The organism is Coleofasciculus sp. FACHB-1120 (assembly GCF_014698845.1).
Taxonomy (GTDB): Bacteria; Cyanobacteriota; Cyanobacteriia; order Cyanobacteriales; family FACHB-T130; genus FACHB-T130.
In genome coordinates this window covers 18589-33010 of the sequence record NZ_JACJTV010000012.1, presented here as the reverse complement: position 1 = coordinate 33010, position 14422 = coordinate 18589, and the positions used below count along the sequence as shown (strand labels likewise).

The window sequence follows — 14422 nt, the reverse complement described above, 5'->3', positions numbered from 1 at the left end:
GTACGAATGGAAGGATTAGGAGATAATTTGAGCTGAGCGATCGCTCGGTAAATCGAGGATAAAGCAGGTCTGACGATCCTTACTTTCCACTCGCAGAGTCCCTTTCAAATGGGCAATTAATCGTTTCACGATCGTCAACCCTAATCCGGTTCCTCCTTGTTTCCACGGGTCATTACTGGGAATGCGGTAAAACTTGTCAAAGATATGCGGAAGTTCGCGTTCCGGAATCTCCACGCCGGAATTGCTGACGCTAAACTGAACGCTCCCTGGCTGACTCTGGACTTTGAATGCGATCGTTTCTGATGCGGGGGTGTACTTGCAGGCGTTGTCTAGTAACTCGCTCAAAATCCTGCCTAGCGTCGTGGGGTCGCAGATGAAGCGAGGGAGGTCGGCAGGGAGGTCAAGGAGCAAGGTTTGCTGGTGGTTTCTGGCTCGCTCTTGAAAAGGTTCTACAATGGGCGGCAGCCATTCCTGGAGCTGAATCGCACTCAGTAATAAAGGGTGAGCGCCTGCATAGAGTTTTTGTAAATCCAGCAGGTCATCAATCAGGCGAATTTCTCGTTCGCACTCGTTCTGCAAAATCTGAAAGTAGCGAGCGACTTTGCTTTGTTGTTCCCTCGGCTTGCCCATCTCGGCAAATAAGGCATAGTCACGATTCAGGGCAATAGACAACATCTGAATCGCCATTTTCATGTTAGAGACTGGTGTGCGTAACTCGTGGGGAACGGTATTGAGAAAGTCATCTTTGAGGCGATTGAGTTTTTCCAGTTCCTCGACTTGCGATCGCGATGCTTGATAAAGTCGGGCTTGCCGAAGGGCGATCGCGCACTGATTCGCGACCTGTTGCACCAGTCGAATTTCTAACTCGCTGAAGGCTTCTTGCTGCGGCTTAAATAACCACAAATCTCCTAATACCCCTTGGTCATCAACAATCGGGCAAGCGAGTCTGGTCAGCGCACCGCGACTATCGGGCACCCGTTGACAAAATTGGAAATATTCACCTTGCAGTAGCTGAGAATAACCCTCCCGGAAGTCTGCCATCTGCACCACCTGCCCCTGGAAGGAAGGGATTCCTAAGTTGTATTCGTACTTGATGGTAGACGTGGTATGGTCGGTATCGTACAAACCTGTATCGCAGCCATCAATATTCAACCCGACGCCTAATTCCCAGACGGCAATTTGTAAAATCTGGTTTTCGTCGAGGCGATCGCGGACATCGTCGGTGATGCGTTTGAGCAGCGCTTCAAAGTCGAGCGCTTGTTGCAATTGGGCAGTGCGATCGCGTACCTGGCGCTCCAAGTTCGTATTCAGTTGCTGCACTTGCCGATACAGTTCCGATTGCTGAATGCCAATAGATACCTGGATTGCCAATTGCTTGAGCAGATCGATCTCCAGCGGTTCCCACTGACGGGGTGCCGAACATTGATGAGCCGCGAGCAACCCCCAAAAGCGATCGCCATGCATGATGGGAACGCCTAAGGCAGCTTTGACTTGCGACGAATGGAAAAACTCAGTGATATCTACGGGAAACCCTACTTGTTGAATCTCATCAATCACTCTGGCGTTCCCCTGTCGATAGAGGGGCATACATTCTCTAAACAGGGGCGAGGGTACGGTATTGCCTAAGAACGAGAACCAATCTGCATCCACTGATTCAGCCACCACGACGCCATCACCATTCGGCTCTATGCGGAAAATCAGTACGCGATCGCTCCCTAGAACTTGGCGAATTTCTGCCACCGTCGTGTTGAGAATTTCCTCTAGGTTGAGCGACTGGCGGATGTGTTCGGTAATCACCCGGATCGCCCATTCCCCTTCCGCCCGCTGCCACAGCGCTTTTTCAGCCCGTTGACGTTTAGCAATCTCCTGTTTGAGTTGCTCGTTGGTTTCCCGAAGTTCAGCGGTTCGTTGTTCAATCTGGGTTTCTAGTACCTGGGTTTCTAGAAGATGGCGATCGCTTCCAAAAGCAACTTCTTGCTGCTTGCGCTCGGTGATATCTTGTAACAACCAATGCAGTTCTACCACCTGCCCACTTGAGTCGCGCACTGCTCTAACTCTAAAGGCGGCAGGAAAGTGCGTACTCTGCCGAGGCTGAATCTCAACCTCCCATCTGCTTACTTGGTCAGTTTCGAGGAATTGGCTTAAGTTTGTATAAAAGTTTCCCAGAGCTTTACCCGTCACAAAAATAACTAACGGTTTGCCCAGCAAGTGTTCCTGCGAAATCTTCAGCAAGTTCGCTGCCGCTTGGTTAGCTTCTAGAATCACGGCATCAGAATTCGTCACTAAGTACCCATCTGGGGCCAGATTGAATAAATCTTGGTAGCGCTGTCGCTGTATTTCCAACGTCTGATGGCTGGCGATTAGCTCTTCATTCTGCGATCGCAGTTCCTCTAAGGCTACCTGCAATTGTTCTAGAGTTTTGTCGTGTTCTTTCCAGCTTTCCACCAGCAGTGGCTTGTCTTGGGTGGGAAATTCCTCAGTTCGTCTCCAAAGCTCTTTCCGGCGTCGTAAGGTAGCCTCAATCTGCTGCTCGAAAATTTCCATTTTCACCACTGGGCACTTCCATTGAGAAGTTATACCAAATCCAGCTAATTACTCCCTTCATTCGCAACTCAGACGATGCCAACCTAATAGTTGCTTTTAAATTAAAGAGTTATTAGCAATTGATAAAGAGATTTTATTTTCCTTCTATTTATGAAGGATTGACACTAGCTTTATGGGTATTTGTTTGTATATCATAGAAGGTTTTTTTATGTATCTTTCTTAAGTATAATGAAGGAAAGTGAATTTTTCGGGTAGAGGCGACTCACCAGAGCTGGGTGTGAAAGTCATCTGCTGTAGGTCAGCCGCTCGAAAAATTCATCTTTGCAGCTTTCGATAAAACTTGTCTGTACTACTCAGGAAAAGTCTGCCTTGGTACCGATGGAGAGAAGCAGGCAAACCTGATGAACTGAAGACAGCGTTAACAAATTGATTAATGACACGGGTTTTAATTCTGGGAGGAAGCGGACGGATTGGTAGCAGTGTGGCAGCGGATATCGTCGCTCACACACAGGCGCAAATTACCGTTACCGGCAGAAAACCAATCGGGGCGCACGATGTTACAACCTTGCCAACGTTGGTCAGTGAAAAGCTGGGATCGCAAGTGCAATTCCAGGCTTTAGATTTAGCGGATCGAGAAGCGTTAAGGGATGCGATCGCCTCTTCCGATCTGGTAATCCACTGTGCGGGGCCATTTCACTACCGAGATGCCCAAGTGCTAAAAACCTGTATAGAAGCGGGTGTCAACTACCTGGATGTCAGCGATCACCCATCTTTTACTCGCAAAGCATTGGATTTCCGGGACGAAGCTGCTGCTGCTGGAGTTACGGCAATTATTAATACGGGTATTTTCCCCGGTATTTCTAATAGCATGGTACGCCAGGGCGTCGAGCAACTAGATGAGACAGAACGCATTCATCTGAGCTATCTAGTATCGGGGTCGGGTGGCGCTGGCATTACGGTGATGCGAACAACATTTTTAGGGCTACAAAGCCCTTTTAAAGCTTGGATAAATAGTCAGTGGCAGATAATCAAGCCGTATAGCGATCGCGAAACCATTGAATTTCCCGCTCCCTATGGTCGTATCGGCGTTTACTGGTTTGATATGCCAGAAGCCTTCACGCTACCCGACACTTTTCCTGTTAAAACCGTCATCACCAAATTTGGTACAGTTCCCGATTTTTACAATTATCTAACTTGGAGCGTTGCCCACTGGTGGCCCTCTAGCTGGCTCAACAATCCAAAAGTCATCGAATTTTTAGCTCGCGTCAGCCACCGAATGACAGATGTTAGCGATCGCTTCACTGGCATCGGTGTAGCAATTCGGTCTGAAGTCAACGGTCATAAAGATGGTCAACCAGCAAGTTATTGCTCAACTTTAGTGCATGAAAATACAGCCGTGGCAGCTGGTTATGGCACCGGCACGCTTGCCGAGTTATTACTAGCAGGCAAACTCAAAAAACCAGGCGTCTGGCCTGTAGAACAGGCACTTTCTACCGATTTATTTGAACAAACTATGCAGAGCCGAGGACTGAAAATTCATCATGAATGGCTAAAGAAATAAACGAATGTATCCTGCGGTAGACGGCATAGATGTAACTAGATAAGTACGATTCATTTCGTACTTAATAAATTGTGTTAGTAGTCATACTCGCACATCATCAATTTTCACAAAAAGCAATTGGGAGGGAATTTCCATGCAACAGATTTTAGTGACTTTAAAACAAAAACTCCATAAAAACATCTTTGTTTTAAGTTTGATGACTTTAATCAGTGTGGCAAGTTTATTCATCGCCGCACAGCCTAGTTATGCAGTGTTACATTCAAGAGATAAGCTGACATCGGACGACCGAGTTGACCGCGCCTATCAATATAGCGAAGCAACAGGCTTTCTTGAAGAGGATAAGCAGCAAAAATCAGCAACCCCCAATGAACCCTTTGACTATAGCGAAAAGGCAAACGAAAAGACTGTACTCAATTCCAAAGAAAACAATAACGACTCTAATTTAATAGAAAAAGCACAAGACTTGATTCAAAAAGTGACAGGCAACGACTAAATCCAATCTTTAGCATTCTAACGCTACGGGATTGTTAGTTGTAGTCAGTCTAGTTGTAGGTTGGATTGAGGAACGAAACCCAACCTACAAACTTCGTCCCCCTAGAATTGCTTCCACTGGGTTTCTAAAAACTCCCATGCCTGAGTGCCATCCACAACCCAGCCAACCACATACGCTTCTTGACTTAGCGATCGCTTAATTGCCGCCCCTAAATCTGGCTCATCTTCAACTAGGAGAACCCGCATAATCCCCTTTTTCCCTCCATTTGTTACATATCAGCCCTAATGTCACATCAGCAAGGTAGCACTGTGTAGGAGCAAGGGAATGGCAAGGGAACTCCGCCTCTACAACAGTATTTTCAGCACTTTGGTAGATGTAGATAGAAGTAAATATTGCTACAAAATTGGTAGCAAACCACAATTTACCTGCTCTCACGCAGAAGACATCAAAATGCAGACTAGACCAAACCAACCGATGACACCAGAAGATGCATCTACATGGGTGGAAAGACTGGCACGTTTGGGTTTTGGGGCGCGAGGAGTCGTTTACGCTACGGTGGGAGTGCTGGCAGCGCAGGCGGCATTTGGTGCAGGCGGCAGAACCACCGATACAGAGGGTGCGCTGGTGACGATTGTGACACAGCCTTTCGGGAAATTCTTGCTGGCAATCGTTGCTTTGGGTTTGATTGGTTACGTGTTGTGGCGTTTTGTGGAAGCGATCGCCGATCCGGAAAATAAAGGCACCGATGCCAAAGGGCTTGCATCACGCCTGGGAGCGGTTGGCAGCGGCTTAATCTATGCTGGTTTAGCTTGGAGTGCGATTAAGCTGATCCTGGGTTCGGGAGGCGGCGGCAATAGTAATTCTTCACAAGATTGGACAGCACGCTTGTTAGCGCAGCCCTTCGGTCAATTCCTGGTTGGGCTTGTGGGAGCCGGAATCGTTGGCATGGGCTTCTATCAATTTTATAGAGCCTACAAAGCCAAATTCCGCAAAAAGTGGAAAGTTAACCAGATGAGCGAAAAAGAGGAAAAATGGGCGACTTTTGCTGGCAGGTTTGGGATTGCTGCCCGTGGTGTTGTCTTTTCCATTACTGGCTTATTTCTGCTTCAAGCGGGGCGTCAGTCTGACGCTAACCAAGTTCAAGGGCTAGGTGGGGCGCTAGCAGCGCTGGCACAACAACCTTTTGGCCCTTGGTTGTTAGGAACTGTGGCGCTTGGTTTAGTCGCTTATGGGATTTATAATTTTGTAGAAGCTCGATACCGCCATTTTGCGGCGAGGTAGTAAATATAATTCCTCAGAACCCGGAACCCCACCCCCAGCCCCTCCCCGCAAGCGGAGAGGGGTACCGGAGCCGGAGTCGTAGGCGATGACGGGGTGGGGTTATTTTATTAAGCGATTAATCAAACTTAATATTAATATTAGGTATTTTCGGAAATTCAGGTATTTGTAAAAGCTATGCTGAACAAGCATGATGAGTTGTTACTGAAGGATCTAAAACTTCAACCATTTTGGCTACTTCAGTTATATGTAGTTTTAGGAGTGGTGGCAGCAATTTCTGGATTTGTTCTTGAAAGTGGGGATCTCTCAAAAGCGGCTTGTCTGGGCGGTGGTTTCCTAATCGCTTTGGGAGCTGAAAAGTTAGTAACGCACCGCATTAGAAAGGCTGCACTTTCTCTGATTAACAGAAATTAATGCTGGGCTTCATGCTTTTTCTGCCACTTCTTAAATAAGTGCAAGAATTGAGCTGTGAAAATCACTATTTAAAATTTATCAAATGGTTTGACAGCAAAATCTCCTAATGTCACTGTAAAACTTTCCGGATTACCAGTGGCGACAAAATTAATAATTACTTCACTCGCTATGGCAACAGCCAACATTACTAGATTCCGCGCTAACGGGTAGTCGCAAACGTCATCGTTTACAGGTGAAGGAACGCGGTAAATTTCATTCCAGATTATCTCGGCATAATCGGAAGCTAAGCCAACATGCAGGCAAGGAATATTTGCCGCCGTGCAATAATCTTTTACAGCTTGACGGCTGGTGCTGTTATCAAAAGTATCAATAACAAGCGTACTACCGCTGAGCAATTGGGCGGCGTTTGCTGATGTTAATTCTTTTGGACGCCCATCAACGGCAACACCCAAGGCGCGGTAAAGAGTATTAGTAAGAATTTTAGCTTTGTAAGCGCCAACATCTGAGCGGTAATAAGGCTGGGTGGAGAGATTGCGTTCCTCAATGCGATCGCGATCAATAACCACCAGCTTACCGAAGCCAGAACGCGCCAGATTTTCGGTAATATTTGCCCCCAGCGCCCCCGCACCGCACACCGTCACTGGGAAGTCTTTCAGCTTCGCCATCAGTGCAGATGTTCTGTGGAGTTGTTCGTGAAAAAAGATAGACATTTTTGCTAATGGCTAATAACTAATTCAAAAGTCCCAGGTATCTCTCGCTTCGATTACGCCAACGAGGGATTGCAAGTCAAAATCGCGATCGCGTCCGCTTAGGCAAATGCCAGAACTTATTACTGTCAGATCGCGCTTGTCAATGGCAGAGATGTGACGTTCACCGCTGCGAGTCATCCACTCCACTTGCCAAAAGTCACCGCGATCGCGCACATCTTCGAGTTCGCCACCACCCATCCCCAAGGCATCGCGCACGCGCCTTTCATCACCTGACATCGCCCGCCGATACGGATCTTGCCTTGCCTCTTGATAGTGTCTGTATGGGCGCTGTGCCTGCTGCTGGCGTCTTGTATCCCGTCGCCGCTGGCGCAAGCGTTCTTCCTCAAGTTGTTGCTGTCTTCTACGTTGATATTCTTCTGTCTGCTGCAACGCCAAGTCATAGACGGTACGCATCTCTGGCGTCATCCCCGCAAAACGAAGATTTTCTGTTTCCGTCCCATTCCTCAATTGTTCTCTAAGTTGTTCCGCCACCAGGGGATCGGCACGTCGATCCAGTTCATCAAACCACCAAGCGCTGCCATCCCAACGCGCGATCGCAGGCTCAAATGCTGCCCCCTCGGTAACTAAATACACCGGCACCGGCTTAGCAACACCCAAGCGCTGCTGCATATCAGATTCATTGACAGGGTACGCCAGCCACGTCTGTCCTTGCAAAACATAAGCCAGACGCAAGCGCAACGGCTTCAACAGTCGCAGATATTCCGCCACCTGCGGCAAGTTTGCTTCCTCTACCATCTCAGCCTTTTTCTCATTTATCGGCTGAAAAATGCCCCATCCTTCAAAGTCTTGTGGCTGCGGTTTAAACGTGTAAACCATCCCCGCTACAGACGCGCGTACTTTTCCCCCACCCACGCACGGTGCGAGAAATTTAGTATCGCGCAATTGCACTTCCTGTGCAGCAATTTGGTTAAGGAGGTTGCGAATATCTGTCATGATATTGCCTTGATTATGATGTTTGGCTTAGCTAAATTTTCTGGTTAATATTAATGGCAGTAACTTCAGGAACCTATAGGTTGGGTTGTAGCTTGCTTCGCGTAGCGGTACAATAGCGAAACCAACATTCTAAGGATGATACTGAGTTTAGTTAATCAAACCCGGCCTACAAAATGGCGGTTTGAATTAGTATTTTTGCTCTTTATAGAGCCTCCTATGCTGTTCGTTCAACAAAGCTTATTTCACAAATTAAATAGATTGGATATATTTATTTTTTACTCTTTTTTTGTGTTTTTTTTGCACTTTCGCTGTTAAATAACAACCTTGCATCCTGATTTACCCTAACTTTAGACAAATCGGTGAGCAAATTCATAGGTGAAATCAACTCTTCCCTTGCGTAAAACGGCTGGATCGATTCTTTCAGTTGTATTGCAAGTCATCAAAACTACTAACTTTTGCTTAGTATGAATCCCAGAATCATCAATCACACTTTGATATAGGGTTCCATCCAGTAAGCTCAAAATATGCTCAGTCTTATTATTATTTTGAGCAGCTTCTGAAGCGCGATTTTTGGCTAAATTATCCGCTTCGTTAATAATTAGACAAATTCGTTCTAAGTAACTTGGCGGTACAAAATTCTCAACCGCATCGTGATCCAGAATAAAAATCACATATCCGAGAGGCGCAAGAATTTCTTGTGCTACAGCTTGCGTCCAAGCAGTTTTTCCCGTACCCGGATCTCCGTGGACGAGAACCGCTAACTGACTTTGGTCGAGAATTGCCTGCTGTACCATATCGGTAAAACTTTGAATGTCAGCGGGAAACGACCGAATTGGAAATTCGCCGTGAATTTTTCCTACACGACTTTGGTAGCCACTCAGCATGACGGCAAGATTGAAAGTTGCTTTATTAATCAGTGGCGCTAGTTCCTTCGCCATTAGGGTATAACGTCGCCGTCCCCGATCTAAATTTTCAATTTCTAGCCAAGCTTGCTGTTGAGGCCAATAGGCATAAACCGTGTTAATGATATCGAGACGCTCCCAGTTAACAAATCGATCTACCGGAAAATAAAAATATCGATCTAGATAATACTGGGTAATCATATCTGGACGACCCAATAATTCCAGAATTTTGAAAATGGTTATTTCCTGTAGGCGGTTGAGAACGTGTTCAATGGGAATGCTGTTACGGCTGACAAATTGAATCACCGGCGAATCAACACTTAAAACGTCTTGAAAGCGATAATCTGGAGTTGGAGGATCTGGGGTAATGTAATTCCAAAACTCATCAACTTCATATCGCGTACTTTCAGAAAATACATTTAAAATATTTGCCCACCAAGTATATTCGTTCCGACCTATTGCATCAGCAACATCGCTTGCTAAACCCAAAGCTTTCTGACTTAGCTCTTTAGAATCGTTAAATACTAAATGCCAAAGAAATCCCCAGTCTATCTGTCGGGTTAAGGGACGCCAACCTGCACCCAATAAGCCTTTAGCTTGCGGGTTTTTGTTACCTGGATTGCTTTCGTCGTTTCCAAAATATCCCGATCCCATAGTTTCAGTTCTTCTTGTTTTAATTGTAATAATGAGAAAGTAATGCGTTCAGTTATTTTTTCAAGTTGCCATTAAATTTGTTGCAAGTATTCGACTGGAACGCAATCCACTAGCCAAACCCCATTTTCAGAACAGTAAAATTCATATCCTGCTTTGTGCATCGCCGCCGCATCTACAGCAAAAACTACTGGACGACCATGCCGTGCGCCTACAGTTTTTGCGGTAGGAATATCCTTCGATAAATGGACGTGGTGGCGCGACATTTTACACAGTCCTGTACTTAAAATTGATTCGACTGTACCGTTTCCTGTACCGTGGTATAATACATCTGGAGGAACAACGGCTTCTAGCTGCAAATCAACTTCTGTACTATGTCCTTGATTCGCCCGAATTAAGGTGCCTGTTGAGTCAAAAGAAAAGCGCTTTTTGTCATTTTTAGCAACAACTTCATCAAGTTCAGCACGAGTAAGAATAAAAGAACGCTCTGCACACGCTTTTAGAAGTTCATCGACAGCAACCCAGCCACCAGGTGCAAGTTCAATACCAATAGCTTCAGGAGTATGCCGAAGATGCTTACTGAGATATTTGCTAATTTTAACTAAGCGAGAATTATTCATTAAATCGCTCTTTTTAGCTTAACAATACCAGTCATCTTCTAAATATCGCTTGACCAACTCTGCGTGGGATAAAGGACTGGATAAATCGTCTAAATTGCAGTTTGTTTCATAATCTAATAACAACACAGTTTTGTCTGCACTTAGCTGTTTGAGTTCCGCAAGTAGGTTCTGAAGGCGGTTCTCTAGTACCCATTTATACGATGGTAGGTAGATGGTACGACGGGCTTATAGGACAATAATTTGTCTCCGGTTAAGCCTGCACGATGCCCTAGAACCTTGCCATAAGTTCGTGTCGTGCGCTTTATCCCTCTCATATTAGCGATCGCTAGTTTGCCCGGATCTACATCCGCAGACTCAAAAACCTTTAATCCTTGCCAAATTCCTTCAACGGTATAGCTGAAGTGTCCAGGCGAAAAAGGAACGGGAATTCCACCATGTGGATAAAAAGGGCTAAAGCGAATCCAAGGTTCGGTACTGCGAGAAGTTACGTCGAGAATTGTTGCTGCATCATAGCGTTTACGTAAAGTATCCAGGGATGTACGGCGACTTTTTACAAAAATCGGCATTAAAAAGTGCTGAAAGTGTAGAGACGCAATGAATCGCGTCTTGAGCTTTGAATAGGAAAGAAGCAAGGGAAGGCGAATACTTGTATTATAAGGTACTACAGGATGCTTGTGGCAGATTCCCGATCGTTTCTATTTTCCGAATGGTAAGGGCACACAGGCGTCTGTCTCTAAAGCTCTATACCGTGCAATGAGTTTGAAATTAGCTAGTGCAACTCAGTACCGTCTTTGCGGAGGAGGTAGCGATCGCAGTTTTGAACAGAGACAAGACGCGATCGCTGTTCTGTACCAATTTTGGATCTAGCGATCACGCATAGGGGCATCCGTCAAGCAATTTCTTCGTAAGATAGTTGTTATTTGTTAGCAGACATGACACCCGGTAGAGAGCAAGCACTCTTAACTTTACAAACATATCTGGTCGCTGGAGATCGGCTCAACGCCACATCATTACTGGCGAATGTCTTGATTAAGAACGGATTTGTCCAAGCCGCTGCCTTGTTTGACGATGCTCAAGGGAACGAGATTGCCCCTGATGTTTGGATGTCGGCAATAACAACAATAAAGGATACCTCCGAAGGGTGTGTAATCGATAATGTTTTGTACAGTCCGGATAATTGCCATTTGATGGGCGTTTATCCAGATGAAGAAGATGACGAACCAGAGTTCACATACTCAATTGGACTTTGGTATAACTTTCAACACCCAGAAATCCTATGCCTGGGGCTTCCTAACCGCGTTTCAGGGGGACTGATAAACGAATTCGCTAGGGAAATTGCCGATGGTAATGCCCCACCTCTGGATACTCCTTTGAATGACGTAGTTGCCGATGGTTATCAGCTCCAATTTAAACTCTGTAGTAACAAGGCAAAAACAGAATACACCTGCTGGGCTTCCTGGTTTAACGGAGGTATCGACTATCCCGTTGTCCAGATGATTTGGCAAGACAAAGAATACCGCTGGCCTTGGGAAGAAGGGTTTCACCCGATTCAAGCTCAACCCTTGCTAACCTAAGTTGTAGGGTGCGCTAAGCATAGCCGTAATGCACCTTACAAACATAGTCCTACTTATCATCCCGAACAGGCAAAGGTATCTCCAAAATTTCCATTAGCCTTGTCTCTCTTCAAAATTGGGACGCCGTTCCGTACTAATTTTGGATCTAGCGATCGCATTTATACAATTCAAAACATTTGCGGCAGATGCAAACATGACTAATTGAATTTTAAATCCCCTAACCCACCCTCACCAAATGCAACAGACCAGTACGCGGTAGTAACTTTCACAATACCCTGTACGCTTGTGACAATACTGGGCTTAACTTGTTAGGTATTGGCATGGCCCATCATGCCAGCTTAAAAGGCTGTTGCCAACTTAACCCAATTGGCAGGGTTTCGTACTCGCTTCTGCTGAATTGGCTACCAACTTAATTTTCAATTAATCAATTAGTTATTTGAGCATGAAACCCCTAACCCACCCTCACCAAAATCAATAGACCAGTACACGGTAGTAACTTTCACAATGCCCTGTACATTTGTAACAATACTGGGCTTAACTTGTGCAGTGGGATTTGAACCCATAGCATGGCCCCTCATGCCACCAAATAGCGACTATTTGTAGCCACTAAACCCAACTTAACCCAGTTAGCGGGTTGTACTCGCTTCTATTGATCGGGCTACCAACATGCTCAATTCATTAAGTCAATATTCCAGTTGGCTGATTGGATTCTCGTATCTAACTCACGAATTCGTCTAGATAGTTGATCCATTTGCGTTTGTAGCTCTGCAATATTAACCGTGCTGAAAGATTTAATTTCAGCTTGACTGTACCGATTTGCGGTAAGAGCGGCTGCATTAACTAGAGAATCATATATACTCCTTTTTAACAAAAGTGTATCTCTCTGTGCTAAAGCATCAGATATGGTCATTTCGTCTGACAAATTTGTCAATGAATTGGTCTTGTTGATTCTCTTAATCAAGTCTGCTAGTTCATTTAATGTTGCTTCTAACTCAGCAATCAATGCTTGGGGATTTTCAGGCGGTTGTTCTCCCTCTTGAACTTTGGCACTTCTGATTAATCTTTGCCTTAATTGCTCAATTCTTTTCTGACAATCTGCTCTCAGAATTAGAGCTTCTGCTAATTTCATGATGCTTTCCCACTTTAAATTTAATTAAATTTGAGCGGGGCTGTGTAGAGACGTAGTATGCTACGTCTCTACACAGCCTGTTATTTGTCATCCCGCACGGGTAGCGGTGTCTCCAGAATTTCCATCAGCAATTCCAGACGCGAAGGACGAGACAGAAGCGGGATAAGATTCGGCAGCGAATAGTAGTCACCCGCAAAGCTGAAAGTATCTATCTGCACCTGTTTTTCTTGTAACTTGCGCTCCAGCCAATCGTAGGAATAACCTACTTTGACAATGAGGACGCTTGGCTCTACTTTGAGATCGCGCTTGTAGGCGTCGAAAGTTTCCACAAAGTAGGGAGCTTTATTTTCCCCTCCGTCTGTCACGAGGATGATTTGCTCAACCAGTTGCTGTCTCAGGCGCATCGCTTCCAACCCGCAACCGATGCTGGTAGCACCGTTTGCTTTGATGTGTTGGAATGCCCGTTCCCAGTCACTCAACTGATTCCCAGACGCTTTGACGGGGTAAGGCATGGTGTCAAAGGCGTAGACAAATAAATCTGCCGCCGCCATGCCGGAAATGAGAGCGGCGATGCGCTTTCCGACTTCGATGGCGCTTTCCATTGAGCTAGACTTATCAACTAGCAGGGCGGTTGGCTTATTAATTTTGCCCCGCTTTTTGACCTGCTCGTCCATGACGCGCTCTAATTTTGCCGCTGTTTCAGCGTCTAGTTCCGCCGCATCCGCCGCAACGCGCCCTTTTAAGGCTGCTACCCGCCCATCAGTTTGCGCTTTCTCCAATTTCTCGTCGATGAGGGCTTTTACCTGGGGGTTTTCCATCGCACCGCGAGTTTGGAGTGACTTGAGGTTGTTAATCACCTCTTGGGGTGTCATGGAGTTAATTAGCGCCACTAGCACGGTGGGGGTCATTTGTTTGATGGCTCCCACGGCAACTGTGTAGGGAATTTTGTGTTCTACAATCAGTTGCGCTTGCTCTAAGGGTGAAGATGCGATCGCCATCAGCTTTAGCGCAAAGGCTAAACTATCTTCTGGCGGGTTGTCTTTGAATAACACTGCATCAGCGCGATCGCTCGGTTTAATATGCAAGCTAGCATACAGGTGCTTCATCGCACTCCGTGCCCGGAGCGCTGCTCGATCGAAGAATACAGGATTTTTCTCCCGTTCCCTCAGATAGCGCCGCACCGCAGTTCGGGTAGAACGCGGCAACTTACCCCGGTGCTGCTTCAAAAAGTCTACAATCCGTGCGACTTGATAAGGCGGAAACTCTTGCAAAAGCACATAACCAGCGTCCCGGTGTTCCCCTAAACTACTAGTCAGCAGACTCCCCACAAATACCTCTTTGTGGTCGCGGACATCCCCATTGCGCTGATACCAGACTGCTAAATGTCCATAGAAAATGGGGTCGCTCTCCACCATCGTCTTGTGAACTTCACTCACCTTCTCTAGCTCCCGGTGAGGCGTGGTTAGCAGACTATTTAACATATCTAAACGCAAGTCACGCTCGGCTGTTTGCACAGGAATCACCTCGATATAAGTCACCCCGTACAAGTTGAG

Annotated in this window: 13 protein-coding genes and 1 pseudogene; 5 read left to right on the top strand and 9 right to left on the bottom strand. The window is 46.1% G+C overall.

Annotation, left to right across the window (positions count from 1 at the left end):
- Positions 1–15: 15 nt before the first annotated feature.
- A complete protein-coding gene (locus H6H02_RS13415) occupies positions 16–2544 on the bottom strand; it encodes a GAF domain-containing protein (RefSeq protein ID WP_190818410.1) in 2529 nt (842 codons plus the stop codon).
- A gap of 433 nt (positions 2545–2977) precedes the next feature.
- On the opposite strand from H6H02_RS13415, the gene H6H02_RS13410 reads away from it, so the two are divergent.
- Together H6H02_RS13410 and H6H02_RS13405 are read left to right on the top strand one after the other, a co-directional pair.
- Positions 2978–4105, top strand: coding sequence for a saccharopine dehydrogenase NADP-binding domain-containing protein (locus tag H6H02_RS13410; protein WP_190818403.1), 1128 nt, complete (start codon positions 2978–2980; stop codon positions 4103–4105).
- Positions 4106–4238: 133 nt separating this feature from the next.
- Positions 4239–4598, top strand: a complete 360-nt coding sequence (locus H6H02_RS13405; RefSeq protein ID WP_190818395.1) for a hypothetical protein — start codon at positions 4239–4241, stop codon at positions 4596–4598.
- A 104-nt stretch (positions 4599–4702) separates the two neighbouring features.
- Here the strand turns inward: H6H02_RS13405 and H6H02_RS13400 are convergent.
- Positions 4703–4843 (bottom strand): annotated as a pseudogene (locus tag H6H02_RS13400) (DNA-binding response regulator); the annotation flags it as partial.
- Positions 4844–5072: 229 nt separating this feature from the next.
- Here H6H02_RS13400 and H6H02_RS13395 point away from each other — a divergent pair.
- Positions 5073–5879: a DUF1206 domain-containing protein gene (locus H6H02_RS13395; RefSeq protein WP_190818590.1), complete on the top strand. Its 807-nt coding sequence runs from the start codon at positions 5073–5075 to the stop codon at positions 5877–5879.
- Positions 5880–6053: 174 nt separating this feature from the next.
- Positions 6054–6290: a hypothetical protein gene (locus H6H02_RS13390; protein WP_190818393.1), complete on the top strand. Its 237-nt coding sequence runs from the start codon at positions 6054–6056 to the stop codon at positions 6288–6290.
- A gap of 68 nt (positions 6291–6358) precedes the next feature.
- On the opposite strand, the gene H6H02_RS13385 is transcribed toward H6H02_RS13390, so the two are convergent.
- The 5 genes from H6H02_RS13385 to H6H02_RS13365 all read right to left on the bottom strand — a co-directional run bounded on the left by H6H02_RS13385 (position 6359) and on the right by H6H02_RS13365 (position 10732).
- Complete coding sequence (locus tag H6H02_RS13385; RefSeq protein WP_190818391.1) at positions 6359–7000, bottom strand: ThiF family adenylyltransferase; 642 nt, start codon at positions 6998–7000, stop codon at positions 6359–6361.
- 24 nt (positions 7001–7024) lie between these two features.
- Positions 7025–7993 carry a hypothetical protein gene (locus tag H6H02_RS13380; protein ID WP_190818389.1) on the bottom strand — a complete coding sequence of 323 codons (969 nt, stop codon included), beginning with the start codon at positions 7991–7993 and terminating at the stop codon, positions 7025–7027.
- A gap of 347 nt (positions 7994–8340) precedes the next feature.
- Positions 8341–9549 (bottom strand): AAA family ATPase, encoded by a 1209-nt coding sequence (locus H6H02_RS13375; protein ID WP_190818387.1) that lies wholly within the window; start codon positions 9547–9549, stop codon positions 8341–8343.
- 71 nt (positions 9550–9620) lie between these two features.
- Positions 9621–10166 (bottom strand): RNA 2'-phosphotransferase, encoded by a 546-nt coding sequence (locus H6H02_RS13370; protein WP_190818385.1) that lies wholly within the window; start codon positions 10164–10166, stop codon positions 9621–9623.
- 182 nt (positions 10167–10348) lie between these two features.
- On the bottom strand, positions 10349–10732 hold the full coding sequence (locus tag H6H02_RS13365) for a hypothetical protein (protein WP_199329157.1): 384 nt from the start codon (positions 10730–10732) through the stop codon (positions 10349–10351).
- Positions 10733–11098: 366 nt separating this feature from the next.
- Between H6H02_RS13365 and H6H02_RS13360 the strand changes: the two genes are divergently transcribed.
- Positions 11099–11740: a DUF4262 domain-containing protein gene (locus H6H02_RS13360; protein WP_190818383.1), complete on the top strand. Its 642-nt coding sequence runs from the start codon at positions 11099–11101 to the stop codon at positions 11738–11740.
- Positions 11741–12410: 670 nt separating this feature from the next.
- On the opposite strand, the gene H6H02_RS13355 is transcribed toward H6H02_RS13360, so the two are convergent.
- Positions 12411–12869, bottom strand: a complete 459-nt coding sequence (locus tag H6H02_RS13355) for a DIP1984 family protein (protein ID WP_190818381.1) — start codon at positions 12867–12869, stop codon at positions 12411–12413.
- A gap of 80 nt (positions 12870–12949) precedes the next feature.
- Positions 12950–14383: a hypothetical protein gene (locus tag H6H02_RS13350; protein WP_190818588.1), complete on the bottom strand. Its 1434-nt coding sequence runs from the start codon at positions 14381–14383 to the stop codon at positions 12950–12952.
- Positions 14384–14422 lie beyond the last annotated feature (39 nt).